The sequence below is a fragment of the Pseudomonas sp. 1L-E-NC-VB-C3 genome (genome assembly GCF_057291535.1).
In genome coordinates this window covers 413,797-429,838 of the sequence record NZ_JBXAWD010000004.1, presented here as the reverse complement: position 1 = coordinate 429,838, position 16,042 = coordinate 413,797, and the positions used below count along the sequence as shown (strand labels likewise).

The window sequence follows — 16,042 nt, the reverse complement described above, 5'->3', positions numbered from 1 at the left end:
CTATGGAGGTTTGCGTACGAAGCGTCCTACTCGTGGCGGTAACACTATCAGTGTCAGTCGCGTGATGGGATAGCAACGAATCCGGTGATGGATGTTCGCCAATGGCCGCTACGGGCTTAGCGAACGTGAAAGGGCTACAGCCCGTTCGGCCGATTGGTGAGAAGTGAGTGATCCATGATGTGGATTTTCTCCTACTAGACTCATAGCGAAGGTCTTACGTCGGTTGACCCCAAAAAAAGCCAACACGGGTCAACAACGCCTCAAAAGGGTGCGACTGGACTCAAGCTCCGACACAACAAGAGCAAAACTGGAGGTTTGAATGAAGATGTTGAAATCCACTCTGGCGGTCGTGACTGCTGCAGCAGTACTCGGCGTCAGCGGGTTCGCTCAGGCGGGTGCAACCCTGGATGCGGTACAGAAAAAAGGTTTCGTGCAGTGTGGCGTGAGCGACGGTCTGCCGGGCTTCTCGGTACCGGATGCGACCGGGAAGATTCTCGGCATCGACGCCGACGTCTGCCGCGCTGTGGCCGCAGCCGTTTTCGGCGACGCCAACAAGGTCAAGTTCAGCCAGTTGAACGCCAAGGAGCGCTTCACCGCGCTGCAGTCCGGCGAGATCGACATCCTGTCGCGCAACACCACCATGACCAGCTCCCGTGACGCGGGCATGGGCCTGAAATTCCCGGGCTTCATCACCTACTACGACGGCATCGGCTTCCTGGTAAACAACAAGCTGGGCGTGAAAAGTGCCAAAGAGCTCGACGGCGCGACCATCTGCATCCAGGCCGGTACCACCACCGAACTGAACGTTTCCGACTACTTCCGTGGCAACGGTCTGAAATACACCCCGATCACCTTCGACACCTCCGATGAAAGCGCCAAGTCGCTGGAATCCGGTCGTTGCGACGTGCTGACCTCCGACAAGTCCCAGCTGTTCGCCCAGCGCAGCAAGCTGGCCTCGCCGAAGGACTACGTGGTTCTGCCGGAAACCATTTCCAAAGAACCACTGGGTCCGGTCGTACGTAACGGCGACGACGAGTGGCTGGCCATCGTGCGTTGGGTCGGCTACGCGCTGCTCAATGCCGAAGAAGCCGGCATCACTTCGAAGAACGTCGAAGCTGAAGCCAAGTCCACCAAGAACCCGGACGTGGCCCGTATGCTCGGTGCTGACGGCGAATACGGCAAAGACCTGAAACTGCCGAAAGACTGGGTTGTGCAGATCGTCAAGCAGGTCGGCAACTACGGCGAAATCTTCGAGAAAAACCTCGGCAAGAGCACTCCGCTGGAAATCGACCGTGGCCTGAACGCCCTGTGGAACAACGGCGGCATTCAGTACGCACCACCAGTGCGCTAATGGTTCTATCGCCCGGCGGGCCAACCGCCGGGTGATGTTCTTGTTCCATTTCTTCCGGGGCACTTCATGCAAAATTCAATCGGCGCACCAAAGCAGAGGCTCAGCCTCAGCGATCCACGAGTGCGTGCGTGGCTATTCCAGATCATCACCGTTGTGGCGGTGGTCTCGCTTGGCTGGTACCTGTTCGACAACACGCAAACCAACCTTCAGCACCGGGGTATCACTTCCGGTTTCAGCTTTCTGGAGCGCAGTGCCGGGTTCGGCATCGCTCAAACCCTGATCGACTACACCGAAGCGGACAGTTATGCGCGGGTGTTTGTCATCGGCCTGCTCAACACCCTGTTGGTGACATTTATCGGCGTGATCCTGGCGACGATTCTCGGTTTCATCGTCGGTGTAGCGCGGCTGTCGCAGAACTGGATCATTGCCAAACTGGCGACGGTGTATGTGGAAGTATTCCGCAACATTCCGCCGCTGCTGCAGATCCTGTTCTGGTACTTCGCGGTGTTCCTGACCATGCCGGGGCCGCGCAACAGCCACAACTTCGGCGACACCTTCTTCGTCAGCAGCCGTGGCCTGAACATGCCGGCCGCACTCGCCGCTGACGGCTTCTGGGCGTTCGTGATCAGCATCGTGCTGGCCATCGTCGGCATCGTGCTGATGTGCCGCTGGGCCAACAAGCGTTTCGAAGAAACCGGCGTACCGTTCCACAAGTTCTGGACCGGCCTGGCAATTGCGCTGGTGATCCCGACCTTGTGCGCGCTGATCTTCGGCGCTCCGTTGCACTGGGAAATGCCCGAGCTCAAGGGCTTCAACTTTGTCGGTGGCTGGGTGCTGATCCCGGAACTGCTGGCGTTGACCCTGGCGCTCACTGTGTACACCGCAGCGTTTATCGCCGAGATCGTGCGTTCCGGGATCAAGTCGGTCAGCCACGGTCAGACCGAAGCGGCGCGTTCGCTTGGCCTGCGCAACGGCCCGACCCTGCGCAAGGTGATCATCCCGCAGGCCCTGCGCGTGATCATTCCGCCGCTGACCAGCCAATACCTGAACCTTGCGAAGAACTCCTCGCTGGCAGCCGGTATCGGTTACCCGGAAATGGTTTCGCTGTTCGCTGGCACCGTGCTCAACCAGACCGGGCAGGCCATCGAAGTGATTGCCATCACCATGAGCGTGTACCTGGCGATCAGTATCAGCATTTCCCTGCTGATGAACTGGTACAACAAGCGCATTGCGCTGATCGAGCGGTAAGGAAAAGCGCATGAGTACTCATACTTTCAAACCCGACATGCCTCCACCGAACAGCAGTATCGGCGTGGTGGCGTGGATGCGCGCGAACATGTTCTCCAGCTGGCTCAACACCCTGCTGACGCTGTTTGCGTTCTACCTGATCTACCTGGTCGTGCCACCGATCCTCAGCTGGGCGATCGTCGACGCCAACTGGGTCGGCACCACGCGCGCCGACTGCACCAAGGAAGGCGCCTGCTGGGTGTTCATTCAGCAGCGTTTCGGCCAGTTCATGTACGGCTACTACCCGACCGAACTGCGCTGGCGCGTCGACCTGACCGTGTGGCTGGCGGTCATCGGCGCAGCACCGCTGTTCATCTCGCGCGTGCCGCGTAAAGCGGTGTACGGCCTGAGCTTCCTGGTGCTGTACCCGATCATTGCCTTCACTTTGCTGCATGGCGGTTTCGGAATGACCACCGTGCCGACCAGCCAGTGGGGCGGCCTGATGCTGACCCTGGTGATCGCCACCGTCGGCATCGCCGGGGCGTTGCCGCTGGGTATCGTGCTGGCGCTGGGACGACGTTCGAACATGCCGGCGATTCGTGTGGTCTGCGTGACCTTCATCGAGTTCTGGCGCGGCGTGCCGTTGATCACGGTGCTGTTCATGTCCTCGGTAATGCTGCCGCTGTTCCTGCCTGAAGGCATGAACTTCGACAAGCTGCTGCGGGCGCTGATCGGCGTGATCCTGTTCCAGTCAGCCTACGTCGCCGAAGTGGTGCGCGGTGGTCTGCAAGCGATTCCCAAAGGGCAGTACGAAGCGGCTGCAGCGATGGGCCTCGGTTACTGGCGTTCGATGGGCCTGGTGATTCTGCCGCAAGCCCTGAAGCTGGTAATCCCGGGCATCGTCAACACGTTCATTGCGCTGTTCAAGGACACCAGCCTGGTGATCATTATCGGCCTGTTCGACCTGCTCAACAGCGTCAAGCAAGCCGCCGCCGACCCGAAATGGCTGGGCATGGCCACCGAAGGCTACGTGTTCGCCGCCCTGGTGTTCTGGATTTTCTGTTTTGGTATGTCGCGCTATTCCATGCATCTGGAACGCAAGCTCGACACTGGCCACAAGCGTTAGGAGTTCTCTGTAAATGAGCGAAGCAATCAAAAAGCCTGTGGGTCCGGAAGGCATTATCCAGATGCAGGGCGTGAACAAGTGGTACGGCCAGTTTCACGTACTCAAGGACATCAACCTCAACGTCAAACAGGGCGAACGCATCGTCCTGTGTGGTCCGTCGGGCTCCGGTAAGTCCACCACGATCCGTTGCCTCAATCGTCTGGAAGAACACCAGCAGGGGCGCATCGTCGTCGATGGCGTGGAACTGACCAACGACCTCAAGCAGATCGAAGCGATCCGTCGCGAAGTCGGCATGGTGTTCCAGCACTTCAACCTGTTCCCGCACCTGACCATCCTGCAAAACTGCACGCTGGCGCCGATGTGGGTGCGCAAGTTGCCCAAGCGCAAGGCCGAAGAAATCGCCATGCATTACCTGGAGCGCGTACGCATTCCGGAGCAGGCGCACAAATATCCGGGGCAGCTTTCCGGCGGTCAGCAACAGCGTGTGGCGATCGCCCGCGCCTTGTGCATGAAGCCGAAAATCATGCTGTTCGACGAACCGACTTCAGCGCTTGATCCGGAAATGGTGAAAGAAGTTCTGGACACCATGATCGGTCTGGCCGAAGACGGCATGACCATGCTCTGCGTGACGCACGAAATGGGCTTCGCCCGCACCGTGGCCAACCGCGTGATCTTCATGGACAAGGGCGAAATCGTTGAACAGGCCGCGCCGAACGACTTCTTCGACAATCCGCAGAATGATCGGACCAAGTTGTTCTTGAGTCAGATTTTGCATTGATGCCCGTCAGGCACTGAAACAAACCCGGACTCAGTTCCGGGTTTGTTTTATCTGGGCTCATCTGGCCAGAACAGGTTCCCGCTCCGGGTAACGAGTTTCCAGAAGTTGTTTGAGACCGTCGTCTGCGTGAAGTGCCTGAATTTCCTCTAGCAGATCGGGATGACGATCCAGAAGCCGCATCAGTGTGAACAACGGCTGCGGCGGAGCCAGTTCGCCGCGTTCATATCGTGAAAACGCATTATGCCCACCTCCTGACAGCCACTTCACCGCACTTCTTTGAGTGAGATGGAGCTTTCGGCGAATACGCTTCATTTCGGTACCGATCAGCCGAAGTACGTCTTCGAGTAATTGATCGCCGGCATCTACGTAGCGCTCGGCACTGTCGGTACCACTGTCAAAAATGATTTCGCCACAGATCCTGCACTCCCAGCCGGCGAGAAGGTGTACGGGCCGCGAAAACTGTTTGTAATTGACGTCGAGACTGCGATCTTGAAAGTGGTGCATTGCGTGTTCGGTGCCGCAACTCAGGCATTGCCTCTTGCTCATGTGTTTTTCTCCTTGAAGGAGATCACCGGAGAACCACCGCTCGTGCAGTAGGTCACTTTGATATAGATCTCCCGATTTCGAAACGATACGTGATAGACGTCGTGCCAGTTACGATGGTTGGAATAAGAGGTCATGGATTTGTAGAGCATCCGCCGCTCAAGCGTTGCCACAACCTGCATCATCACTTTCCAGGACATGCCCATGTCCCGGCCTGTCTCAAGTGCATAACGTGTAAAGGCTTCTTTGCCTCGTCTAATTACTTCGGCCTTCACGACTGCCAAGTCGTAATGGGGTGTGTTCTTTTCCATAAGAAGCCAAAACCCTGTCCCTGAAATTACCCTTAAAGGGTAATTTTGACCAATCGAAAATGCCGCTCCATGTGTCTCCGATTGACCCTAGGTGGTTGCCGTCCTACATGGGTCTGACTAACATGTCGGAAAATTCATCCTATGATTGGATGAAAAGGTGAGGTTCATGTCAGACATTTCCCCTTTGATCAAGCGATCCCTGGTCGATCAGGCTTTGGATCAACTGCGGCAGCGCATCAACAGCGGTGCGTGGCAGGTCGGCGAGCGTCTGCCGACCGAACCTGAGCTGTGTGCCGAACTGGGCATTAGCCGCAATACAGTGCGTGAGGCGATGCGTGTTCTGGCGTTCTCGGGATTGATCGAAATTCGCCAAGGCGACGGCAGTTATCTTCGGGCGGTGGTCGACCCGCTCGACACACTTAAAGCGCTATCCCGCTGTTCGCTGGAGCAGGCTCGGGAGACCCGACACATCCTTGAAGTCGAGGCCATCGGCCTGGCCGCGTTGCGCCGTACCGATGAGGATCTGGCGACCCTGCGCGAAGCGCTCGGCACCAGCGGCAGCCACTACCACGGCGATCTCGACACCTATATCGCCTGCGATCTGGTGTTCCATCGCCGACTGGTCGACGCCGCGCACAACCCGACCCTCAGCGAGTTGTATCGCTACTTTTCCAGCATCGTCGGCGCGCAATTGCGCCAGACCCTGAATATCTCCCCGCGCCGTCAGGAAGTGTTCGATCTGCACATCGACTTGCTCGATGCGGTCGAGCAACGCGACCCGGAGCGGGCCAAAGCCTTGTCGAGGCAGTTGATCAATGAACCTTGAAACCGAGAAATCCATGTCCCGCAGTGAGTTATCCACAGTGTCGAAACGCACCCCCGAACTTGAAGAGCTGCTGATCGATGCCGAGGCTGATGACGAGCAGGTCCAGCAAAGCCACCCATTGGTAAAACGCCCGTGGCTGTTGCTGCTCGGGTTGATTCTGGTGGCGCTGAACCTGCGCCCGGCGTTGTCGAGCATGGCGCCGTTGCTCAGCGAGGTCTCCAGCAGTCTCGGACTGTCTGCGGCGCAGGCGGGATTGCTGACCACGTTGCCGGTGCTGTGCCTGGGCCTGTTTGCGCCGCTGGCGCCGATTCTGGCGCGGCGTTTCGGTGCTGAGCGGGTGGTGTTGGGGATTCTGCTGACGCTGGCCGGCGGGATTATCCTGCGCAGTAATTTCGGCGAGATCGGCCTGTTCGCCGGCAGCGTGCTTGGGGGCGCCAGCATCGGCATTATCGGCGTGCTGTTACCGGGCATTGTCAAACGCGATTTCGCCAAACATGCCGGGACCATGACCGGCGTCTACACCATGGCCCTGTGCCTGGGTGCGGCGATGGCGGCTGGTTCGACCGTGCCGCTGAGTGAACACTTCGGCAACAGCTGGGCGATGGGCCTGGGCTTCTGGGTGATTCCGGCATTGGTAGCCGCAGTGTTCTGGCTGCCACAAGTCGGCTCCAAACATGGCGCACACAACGTCGCCTATCGCGTGCGCGGGTTGCTGCGTGATCCGCTGGCCTGGCAGGTGACCTTGTACATGGGCCTGCAATCGTCGCTGGCCTACATCGTGTTTGGCTGGTTGCCGTCAATCCTCATCGGGCGCGGGCTGACACCGACTCAGGCCGGATTGGTGCTGTCCGGTTCGGTGATCATTCAACTGGCCAGTTCGCTGGCCGCGCCGTGGCTGGCGACCCGGGGCAAGGATCAGCGCCTGGCGATTGTCGTGGTCATGGCGCTGACCCTGGCCGGCCTGTTCGGCTGCCTGTACGCACCGATCGAAGGTCTGTGGGGCTGGGCGATTCTGCTCGGACTGGGGCAGGGCGGCACGTTCAGTCTGGCCCTGACCCTGATCGTGCTGCGCTCGCGCGATTCCCATGTCGCGGCGAACCTGTCGAGCATGTCCCAGGGTTTTGGCTACACGCTGGCGTCCATGGGGCCGTTTGCCGTGGGCGTGGTGCATGACTGGACCGGCGGCTGGAATGCCCTGGGCTGGATCTTCGGCGTTATCGGCGCTGGTGCGATCCTGGCCGGGCTGGGTGCCGGGCGGGCGTTGTATGTGCAGGTGCAAAGCGAAAAGATCTGAATGCACTGGTTGCAAATGTGGGAGCGAGCCTGCTCGCGAAAGCGGTGTTTCGGTCAACATGGATGTTGAATGTTGAATTGCCTTCGCGAGCAGGCTCGCTCCCACAAGGGTTTTGCGTATTGCCGATAGTGTTTCTGCGCGCGGCAGATTATGGTGCTGGCAATCTGTACCTATTTCCTTGGAGATTGCCTTGAGCGAAGCCCATAGCGCCCTGATCACCCGCTTCTACCAAGCCTTTCAGCGCCTCGACGCCGAGGCCATGGCGGCCTGCTACACCGATGATGTGGTCTTCAGCGATCCGGCCTTCGGCGAGTTGCGCGGGCGCGATGCCGGCGACATGTGGCGCATGCTGACTACCCGCGCCAGGGATTTTTCCCTGACTTTTGACAATGTCCGCGCCGACGAGCGCACCGGCGGCGCGCATTGGGTGGCGACTTACCTGTTCAGTCAGACCGGCAACGTCGTGGTCAACGACATCCAGGCGCGCTTCGTCTTCCGGGACGGCAAGATCTGTGAGCACCACGACCACTTCGATCTGTGGCGCTGGTCGCGGCAGGCGTTGGGTTTCAAAGGCCTGCTGCTGGGCTGGACGCCGCTGGTGCGCAACGCGGTACGTGCCCAGGCGCGCAAGGGACTGAAGGCATTTCAGGCCGGGCGCTGATAAGATCGCCGCCTGTTTTCCTACACGTTCAGATCCCGAAGTGACCAGCCTTAGCGAAAAATCCGTCGATGCTGCCGAACCAGTGAGCAAATCCTGGTTCGTCTACCTCGTGCGTGCCGCCAATGGCTCGTTGTATTGCGGAATCAGCGACGACCCCGTGCGCCGTTTCGCCAAGCACCAGAGCGGCAAGGGCGCGCGGTTCTTTCTTTCCAGCCCCGCGATGGCCCTGGTCTACACCGAACTGTGCCGCGACAAAAGCGATGCTTTGCGCCAGGAACGGCTGATCAAAAAGCTCAAGAAGAGCGCCAAGGAATGCCTGGTCGCGTCTTATCAATCTGACTGATTGGTTCCCATCAGGCAGATCGGTAGGCCTGTCAGGCAATGCGCGCTAAGCTGCGGATTCACTTTTCCAGCGGCGGAGCCGAGCATGTCCGAGTTGATTCTGCACCATTACCCGACCTCTCCATTTGCCGAGAAGGCGCGCCTGCTGCTGGGCTTCAAAGGCCTGTCCTGGCGTTCGGTGCATATTTCCCCGGTGATGCCCAAGCCTGATCTGACGGCATTGACCGGTGGCTACCGCAAGACCCCAGTGTTGCAGATCGGTGCTGACATCTATTGCGACACCGCACTGATCGCTCGACGCCTGGAGCAGGAAAAAGCCCTGCCGGCGTTCTTTCCCGAAGGCCAGGAAATGACCAGCGCCAGTTTTGCAGCGTGGGCCGATTCGGTGGTGTTCCAGCATGCCGTGAGCCTGGTGTTCCAGCCGGAGTCAGTGGCGGTGCGTTTCGGCAAATTGCCGCCGGAAGCGATCAAGGCCTTCCTGGCCGACCGCGCCGGCTTGTTCAGCGGTGGCAGCGCCACACGCCTGTCCGCCGAGCAGGCCAAGCATCAGTGGCCGACGATCATGGCGCGTCTGGAGCAGCAGTTGCAGCGCGAACAGGGCGACTACCTCTTCGGCGAGCCATCGATTGCCGACTTCGCCCTGGCGCATCCGCTGTGGTTCCTCAAGGCGACCCACGTCACGGCGCCGCTGGTGGATGAATATCCGGCGGTGGCGGCGTGGCTGGGTCGGGTGCTCGGGTTCGGCCATGGCGCAGCGAGCGAGATGTCCTCTGCCGAGGCATTGGAGGTCGCGCGTAACGCGACGCCAGCGGCATTGCCGGATGAGCGGTTCGTTGATCCGAACGGCTTCAAGACGGGACAGCAAGTGGCAATTGCCGCTGTCGATTACGGCGTTGATCCGGTGGCAGGCGAGTTGTTGTTTGCTGGCAGTGAAGAGCTGATCATTCGCCGTGAAGACGAACGTGGCGGCGTGGTGCATGTGCACTTTCCGCGTTTTGGTTTCCGTATCGAAGCGCGCTGATTTATCAAGCAGCTGCAAAACCTGTGGGAGCGAGCCTGCTCGCGAAGACGATGGATCATTCAACATGGTTGTTGGCTGATGCAGCGCTTTCGCGAGCAGGCTCGCTCCCACATTGGTTATTTCAGGGCTGCAAGGATTTCGTCCGGATCGAACCCGCGAATCAACGTGCCGTTCACATCGATCAGCGGAATCCCGCGTCCACCCAATGCTTCATACGCCTTGCGCGCTTCAACATCTTTCTCGATGTCGAACTCCTTGAACGGTATGCCCTTGCTGTCGAGAAAGCGTTTGGTCTGTTTGCAGTAGCCGCACCAGTCGGTGGCATAAAGCACGACATTGGCTTGCGCCCGGGTCTGCGGCGAGACCATTTGCGCGGGATTGAACACCCGCTCGATCTTGCCCCAGTTCTGATAGACCACGACCACCAGCAATACCAGGGCGACCTTTTTCAGCACATTGCCGAGCATCAGTTACGCCGCTTCAACTGATCGGTCAGCGAAGTCGGCAGGCCTTTGATGATCAGGGTGCCGTTCTCTTCGTCGTACTCGATCTTCGAGCCCAGCAGGTGCGCTTCGAAGCTGATCGACAAACCTTCGGCGCGGCCGGTGAAACGACGGAATTGATTGAGGGTGCGCTTGTCTGCCGGAATCTCTGGCGACAGGCCATAGTCCTTGTTGCGGATGTGATCGTAGAAGGCTTTCGGGCGTTCTTCGTCGATCAGCTCCGACAGCTCCTCAAGACCCATCGGTTCGCCGAGCTTGGCCTGGCTGCTGGCATAGTCAACCAGGGTCTTGGTTTTCTCGCGGGCCGAGTCTTCCGGCAGGTCTTCGCTCTCGACAAAGTCACTGAAGGCCTTGAGCAGCGTGCGCGTCTCGCCGGGGCCGTCGACGCCTTCCTGGCAACCGATGAAGTCGCGGAAATACTCCGAGACCTTCTTGCCATTCTTGCCCTTGATGAACGAGATGTACTGCTTGGACTGCTTGTTGTTCTGCCACTCGGAAACGTTGATCCGCGCGGCCAGATGCAACTGGCCAAGGTCGAGATGGCGCGAGGGCGTCACGTCGAGCTCGTCGGTCACCGCCACGCCTTCGCTGTGGTGCAGCAGGGCGATCGCCAGGTAGTCAGTCATGCCTTGCTGATAGTGGGCGAACAGCACGTGGCCACCCACCGACAGGTTGGATTCTTCCATCAGTTTCTGCAGATGCTCGACCGCCACTTTACTGAACGCGGTGAAGTCACGGCCGCCTTCCATATACTCCTTCAGCCAGCCGCTGAACGGGAATGCGCCGGATTCCGGATGGAACAGGCCCCAGGCTTTGCCCTGTTTGGCGTTGTAGCTTTCGTTGAGGTCGGCGAGCATGTTTTCGATGGCTGCGGACTCGGCCAGTTCAGAGTCACGGGCGTGCAGAACTGCGGGCGTGCCGTCGGGTTTTTTGTCGATCAGGTGGACGATGCAATGACGGATCGGCATGGGCTTCTCGGCTGTTGGAAGGGAGGAGGGCAGGCTCCCCCGAAAAAGCGCTCAGTGTAACCGAATCTCCGGCCGAGGCTCTGCGTAGGAGCTGCCGAAGGCTGCGATCTTTTGATCTTGTTTTTGAAAAAGCAAAGTCCAAAGATCGCAGCCTTCGGCAGCTCCTACAGGGGGGCCAAGGCTTAAATCGGCGCAAGCGGCCGGCCTTAAGCGGTTTTTTACCGATTTAGCGCAATAAAGCTGACCAAATGGGTAGCTAGAGGCGGATATTTCCTTGTCGCTGTGCTAGTTTTGCCCGGTCTTACGCGAAGTCACTGCGTTAAGCGTGCATTCAGCATTTGTCAGGTCGAACCAAACCCTGATTTCGGCATCTATAACCCGACTCGTCGTGGTTATCGCCGAGGGTGCCAGATCCAGAAGATCGGGCTCGATGGCTGACACTGCACTCTGCAATCCATATGAATTTGATAGGGAAGGAACACTACATGGCTCTTACTAAAGACCAACTGATCGCCGACATCGCTGAAGCTATCGACGCGCCGAAAACCACCGCGCGTAACGCTCTGGACCAACTGGGCCAAATCGTTGCCGATCAGCTGGAAAACGGCGGCGAAATCACCTTGCCAGGTATCGGCAAGCTGAAAGTGACCGAGCGTCCTGCCCGCACTGGCCGTAACCCTTCGACTGGCGCTGCCATCGAAATCCCTGCAAAGAAAGTGATCAAGCTGGTTGTGGCCAAAGGCCTGACCGACGCTGTGAACAAGTAAGACGCAGCGATAAAAAAACCGTGCTTCGGAGTGATCCGGGGCACGGTTTTTTTGTGTCTGTGATTTAGCGACTGAATCGCAGGGCCAATGTGGGAGCGAGCCTGCTCGCGAAAGCGGTAGGTCAGTCGATATTGAAGCTGACTGACGCGCCGCTTTCGCGAGCAGGCTCGCTCCCACAGGGGATCTGCTGTGTGTTAGCGAACCCAGCGCTCACGCCGCCAGATCTGCTGCTCGGACTTGGTCTGGAAGGTCCAGGCGACAAAGCGGCTCTGCTTCTGGCCCTGCGACATCTCCACGACCTGGCTCTCCAGCACGCCGGCCTTCTTCAGTGCCGTCTCGATGGCCGGCAGGTTCGAGGCCTTCGACACCAGTGTGCTGAACCACAACACCTTGTGCTGGAAGTTCGCACTTTCGGCAATCAACTGCGTCACAAAGCGCGCTTCACCGCCTTCACACCACAGCTCCGCCGATTGCCCGCCGAAGTTCAGCACCGGTAGCTTGCGTTTCGGGTCGGCCTTGCCCAAGGCGCGCCACTTGCGCTCGCTGCCCTTGGTCGCTTCTTCCATCGAAGCGTGGAACGGCGGGTTGCACATGGTCAGGTCGAAACGCTCGCCCGGCTCCAGCAAGCCAATGAGGATGTGCTTGCGGTTTTCCTGCTGGCGCAGCTGGATCACCTTGCTCAGATCGTTGGACTGCACGATGGCTCGCGCCGCCGCCACGGCTGTTGGGTCGATCTCCGAGCCGAGGAAGTGCCAACGGTATTCGCTGTTGCCGATCAACGGATAAACGCAGTTGGCGCCCATGCCGATATCCAGCACATTGACGATCGCGCCGCGCGGGACCTTGCCGTCGTTCATGCTCGCCAGCAGGTCGGCGAGAAAGTGCACATAGTCGGCACGCCCCGGAACAGGAGGGCAAAGATAGTCCGCCGGGATGTCCCAATGCTGGATGCCGTAGAACGCCTTGAGCAGCGCCCGATTGAACACACGTACCGCGTCGGGGCTGGCGAAGTCGATGCTTTCCTTGCCGTACGGGTTGGTGATCACGTACTTGGCCAGTTCCGGCGTGGTCTTGATCAGCGCCGGAAAGTCGTAACGACCCTGATGGCGATTGCGCGGATGCAGGCTGGCCTTCTCGCGCGGCTCGACGGCTTTGCTCGGGGAGGCGGCGTCAGGCTTCTTGCGCGCAGGTTTGGGTGTGCGGGGGGCGGTCATGGGCGTGGTCGATTCGGGTATGGCTGAAAGTGGCGGGCATTGTCCCACATCTGAAGGCAACACCGTTCAAACTGTGGGAGCGAGCCTGCTCGCGAAGGCGGTTTCACATCCGGCAGATTTGTCGGCTGACACAGCGCTTTCGCGAGCAGGCTCGCTCCCACAGGGGACTCAAGGTTTTTCAGGAATAAAAAAGGGAGGCCACCTGGGCCTCCCTTTTTCAGTGCGGTTTGCCGTTACAGACTGGCAATCCGCGCATGCTGCTCGGCCAGTTTGCCCAGGGCCTGTTCGGCCTCGGCCAGTTTGGCGCGTTCCTTCTCGATGACTTCGGCCGGGGCCTTGTCGACGAAACCTGCGTTGGACAGCTTGCCGCCAACGCGCTGGACTTCGCCCTGCAGACGCAGGATTTCCTTGTCCAGACGCGCCAGTTCGGCGCCCTTGTCGATCAGACCGGCCATCGGCACCAGCACTTCCATCTCGCCGACCAGTGCGGTAGCGGACAGCGGTGCTTCTTCGCCAGCGGCGAGTACGGTGATCGATTCCAGACGCGCCAGCTTCTTCAGCAGCGCTTCGTTCTCGGTCAGGCGGCGCTGGTCGTCAGCGCTGACGTTCTTCAGGAAGATCGGCAGTGGCTTGCCCGGGCCGATGTTCATCTCGCCACGAATGTTGCGCGTGCCGAGCATCAGTTCCTTGAGCCATTCGATGTCGTTTTCCGCCGCCGGATCGATGCGCTCTTCGTTGGCCACCGGCCAAGGCTGCAGCATGATCGTCTTGCCCTGGATGCCGGCCAGCGGCGCGATGCGCTGCCAGATTTCTTCAGTGATGAACGGCATGAACGGATGCGCCAGACGCAGCGCCACTTCCAGCACGCGTACCAGCGTCCGGCGAGTGCCGCGCTGACGTTCGACCGGTGCGTTCTCGTCCCACAGCACAGGCTTGGACAGTTCCAGATACCAGTCGCAGTACTGGTTCCAGATGAACTCGTACAACGCTTGCGCGGCGAGGTCGAAACGGAACTGATCCAGTTGGCGGGTCACTTCGGCTTCGGTGCGTTGCAGCTGCGAGATGATCCAGCGATCAGCCAGCGACAGCTCGTAGGCTTCGCCGTTCTGGCCGCAGTCTTCGCCCTTGTCCAGAACGTAACGCGCGGCGTTCCAGATCTTGTTGCAGAAGTTGCGATAGCCTTCGACGCGACCCATGTCGAACTTGATGTCGCGACCGGTCGAGGCCAGCGAGCAGAACGTGAAGCGCAGGGCGTCGGTGCCGTAGCTTTCGATGCCATTGGCGAATTCTTCGCGGGTGGCTTTCTCGATCTTCTTCGCCAGTTTCGGTTGCATCAGGCCCGAAGTGCGCTTCTGCACCAGGGTTTCCAGGTCGATGCCGTCGATGATGTCCAGCGGGTCAAGGACGTTGCCCTTGGACTTGGACATCTTCTGGCCTTGGCCGTCGCGTACCAGACCGTGTACGTACACAGTCTTGAACGGAACCTGCGGCGTGCCGTCTTCGTTCTTCATCAGGTGCATGGTCATCATGATCATCCGGGCAACCCAGAAGAAGATGATGTCGAAACCGGTGACCAGCACGTCGGTGGAGTGGAATTTCTTCAGGAACTCGGTCTGCTCAGGCCAGCCCAGCGTGGAGAAGGTCCACAGGCCGGAGCTGAACCAGGTGTCGAGTACGTCGTTGTCCTGTTGCAGCGCAACGTCCGGGCCGAGGTTGTGCTTGGCACGGACTTCGGCTTCGTCGCGACCGACGTAGACTTTGCCCGACTCGTCGTACCAGGCCGGAATCCGGTGGCCCCACCACAGCTGACGGCTGATGCACCAGTCCTGGATGTCGCGCATCCACGAGAAGTACATGTTTTCGTACTGCTTGGGCACGAACTGGATGCGACCGTCTTCAACGGCAGCAATCGCCGGCTCGGCCAGAGGCTTGGTCGATACGTACCACTGGTCGGTCAGCCACGGCTCGATGACCGTGCCGGAGCGATCGCCTTTCGGCGTTTTCTGGTTGTGATCGTTGACACTCACCAGCAGGCCGGCGGCGTCGAACGCGGCGACGATCTGCTTGCGCGCTTCGAAACGCTCAAGGCCGGCGAACTCGGCCGGAATCTTGCCGTCGATGCTCTCGTTCAGCGTGCCGTCGAGGTTGAACACCTGGGCGGCAGGCAGCACGTTGGCGTTCTTGTCGAAGATGTTCAGCAGCGGCAGGTTGTGGCGCTTGCCGACTTCGTAGTCGTTGAAATCGTGGGCTGGGGTGATTTTCACGCAGCCGGTGCCGAATTCAGGATCGCAGTAATCGTCGGCGATGATCGGGATGCGGCGGCCAACCAGTGGCAGCTCGACGAATTTGCCGATCAGCGCTTTGTAGCGTTCGTCGTTCGGGTTAACCGCGACGGCGGAGTCACCGAGCATGGTTTCCGGACGGGTGGTGGCGACGATCAGGAAGTCATCGCCCTCAGCGGTTTTTACACCATCGGCCAATGGGTATTTCAGGTTCCACAGGAAGCCTTTCTCTTCGTGGTTTTCCACTTCGAGGTCGGAAATCGCTGTGTGCAGTTTGGTGTCCCAGTTGACCAGACGCTTGCCGCGGTAGATCAGGCCGTCTTCATGCAGACGCACGAAAGCTTCCTTGACCGCTTCCGAGAGGCCGTCGTCCATGGTGAAGCGCTCGCGGCTCCAGTCGACGGACGAGCCGAGGCGACGGATCTGCCGGCTGATGTTGCCGCCGGACTGATCTTTCCATTCCCAGACTTTTTCGAGAAATTTTTCCCGGCCCAGATCGTGACGATTCTGGCCCTGGGCTTCGAGCTGACGCTCCACCAGCATCTGCGTGGCGATACCGGCATGGTCGGTGCCCGGTTGCCAAAGGGTGTCGCGACCCTGCATGCGGCGGAAACGGATCAACGCGTCCATGATCGCGTTGTTGAAACCGTGACCCATGTGCAGGCTGCCGGTGACGTTCGGCGGCGGGATCATGATGGTGTAGGACTCGCCCGCGCCTTGCGGGGCGAAGTAGTTCTCGGACTCCCAGGTCTTGTACCAGGAAGTTTCAATGGCGTGCGGCTGGTAGGTCTTATCCATGCGCGGCGGGACCCTATTGGCATTTATTCA

Annotated in this window: 16 protein-coding genes; 10 read left to right on the top strand and 6 right to left on the bottom strand. The window is 59.5% G+C overall.

Annotated elements, in window-relative coordinates; all coding sequences use genetic code 11:
- The first annotated feature begins 319 nt into the window (after nt 1-319).
- The 4 genes from AC0Z5Z_RS09760 (at nt 320) to AC0Z5Z_RS09745 (ending at nt 4,482) form a co-directional block, all read left to right on the top strand.
- Nucleotides 320-1,351, top strand: a complete 1,032-nt coding sequence (locus AC0Z5Z_RS09760) for an amino acid ABC transporter substrate-binding protein (RefSeq protein WP_016771583.1) — start codon at nt 320-322, stop codon at nt 1,349-1,351.
- A 66-nt stretch (nt 1,352-1,417) separates the two neighbouring features.
- Nucleotides 1,418-2,599 carry an amino acid ABC transporter permease gene (locus AC0Z5Z_RS09755; protein WP_071174462.1) on the top strand — a complete coding sequence of 394 codons (1,182 nt, stop codon included), beginning with the start codon at nt 1,418-1,420 and terminating at the stop codon, nt 2,597-2,599.
- A gap of 10 nt (nt 2,600-2,609) precedes the next feature.
- Entirely contained in the window at nt 2,610-3,704 is a 1,095-nt protein-coding gene (locus tag AC0Z5Z_RS09750) for an amino acid ABC transporter permease (protein ID WP_016771582.1), read from the top strand.
- Nucleotides 3,705-3,717: 13 nt separating this feature from the next.
- Entirely contained in the window at nt 3,718-4,482 is a 765-nt protein-coding gene (locus tag AC0Z5Z_RS09745; protein WP_485610995.1) for an amino acid ABC transporter ATP-binding protein, read from the top strand.
- Nucleotides 4,483-4,539: 57 nt separating this feature from the next.
- Here the strand turns inward: AC0Z5Z_RS09745 and AC0Z5Z_RS09740 are convergent, their stop codons facing one another.
- Entirely contained in the window at nt 4,540-5,028 is a 489-nt protein-coding gene (locus tag AC0Z5Z_RS09740; RefSeq protein WP_056783073.1) for a type II toxin-antitoxin system MqsA family antitoxin, read from the bottom strand.
- Nucleotides 5,025-5,336, bottom strand: a complete 312-nt coding sequence (locus tag AC0Z5Z_RS09735) for a type II toxin-antitoxin system MqsR family toxin (RefSeq protein WP_071174464.1) — start codon at nt 5,334-5,336, stop codon at nt 5,025-5,027. The genes AC0Z5Z_RS09740 and AC0Z5Z_RS09735 overlap by 4 nt, the downstream gene beginning before the upstream one ends.
- A 166-nt stretch (nt 5,337-5,502) precedes the next feature.
- Between AC0Z5Z_RS09735 and AC0Z5Z_RS09730 the strand changes: the two genes are divergently transcribed.
- From AC0Z5Z_RS09730 to AC0Z5Z_RS09710, 5 genes are all read left to right on the top strand, one after another.
- Nucleotides 5,503-6,162 (top strand): FadR/GntR family transcriptional regulator, encoded by a 660-nt coding sequence (locus tag AC0Z5Z_RS09730; protein ID WP_406228326.1) that lies wholly within the window; start codon nt 5,503-5,505, stop codon nt 6,160-6,162.
- Nucleotides 6,152-7,456, top strand: coding sequence for a CynX/NimT family MFS transporter (locus tag AC0Z5Z_RS09725; protein ID WP_485610994.1), 1,305 nt, complete (start codon nt 6,152-6,154; stop codon nt 7,454-7,456). The genes AC0Z5Z_RS09730 and AC0Z5Z_RS09725 overlap by 11 nt, the downstream gene beginning before the upstream one ends.
- A gap of 190 nt (nt 7,457-7,646) precedes the next feature.
- On the top strand, nt 7,647-8,117 hold the full coding sequence (locus tag AC0Z5Z_RS09720; RefSeq protein WP_095180432.1) for a nuclear transport factor 2 family protein: 471 nt from the start codon (nt 7,647-7,649) through the stop codon (nt 8,115-8,117).
- A 40-nt stretch (nt 8,118-8,157) separates the two neighbouring features.
- Nucleotides 8,158-8,460, top strand: a complete 303-nt coding sequence (locus tag AC0Z5Z_RS09715) for a GIY-YIG nuclease family protein (RefSeq protein WP_095180433.1) — start codon at nt 8,158-8,160, stop codon at nt 8,458-8,460.
- An 84-nt stretch (nt 8,461-8,544) separates the two neighbouring features.
- Nucleotides 8,545-9,480 (top strand): glutathione S-transferase family protein, encoded by a 936-nt coding sequence (locus AC0Z5Z_RS09710; RefSeq protein ID WP_236168102.1) that lies wholly within the window; start codon nt 8,545-8,547, stop codon nt 9,478-9,480.
- 116 nt (nt 9,481-9,596) lie between these two features.
- On the opposite strand, the gene AC0Z5Z_RS09705 is transcribed toward AC0Z5Z_RS09710, so the two are convergent.
- Complete coding sequence (locus AC0Z5Z_RS09705) at nt 9,597-9,947, bottom strand: glutaredoxin family protein (RefSeq protein ID WP_095180435.1); 351 nt, start codon at nt 9,945-9,947, stop codon at nt 9,597-9,599.
- Nucleotides 9,947-10,951 carry a nucleoid-associated protein YejK gene (yejK, locus tag AC0Z5Z_RS09700; protein ID WP_039759184.1) on the bottom strand — a complete coding sequence of 335 codons (1,005 nt, stop codon included), beginning with the start codon at nt 10,949-10,951 and terminating at the stop codon, nt 9,947-9,949. Before yejK ends, AC0Z5Z_RS09705 begins: the two co-directional genes overlap by 1 nt.
- Before the next feature lie 485 nt (nt 10,952-11,436).
- On the opposite strand from yejK, the gene AC0Z5Z_RS09695 reads away from it, so the two are divergent.
- On the top strand, nt 11,437-11,718 hold the full coding sequence (locus AC0Z5Z_RS09695; protein ID WP_003221909.1) for an HU family DNA-binding protein: 282 nt from the start codon (nt 11,437-11,439) through the stop codon (nt 11,716-11,718).
- 194 nt (nt 11,719-11,912) lie between these two features.
- Here the strand turns inward: AC0Z5Z_RS09695 and rlmF are convergent, their stop codons facing one another.
- Both rlmF and AC0Z5Z_RS09685 read right to left on the bottom strand, forming a co-directional pair.
- Nucleotides 11,913-12,932 carry a 23S rRNA (adenine(1618)-N(6))-methyltransferase RlmF gene (gene rlmF, locus AC0Z5Z_RS09690; RefSeq protein WP_016771571.1) on the bottom strand — a complete coding sequence of 340 codons (1,020 nt, stop codon included), beginning with the start codon at nt 12,930-12,932 and terminating at the stop codon, nt 11,913-11,915.
- Between the two features lie 233 nt (nt 12,933-13,165).
- On the bottom strand, nt 13,166-16,012 hold the full coding sequence (locus AC0Z5Z_RS09685) for a valine--tRNA ligase (protein WP_485610993.1): 2,847 nt from the start codon (nt 16,010-16,012) through the stop codon (nt 13,166-13,168).
- Nucleotides 16,013-16,042: the final 30 nt, after the last annotated feature.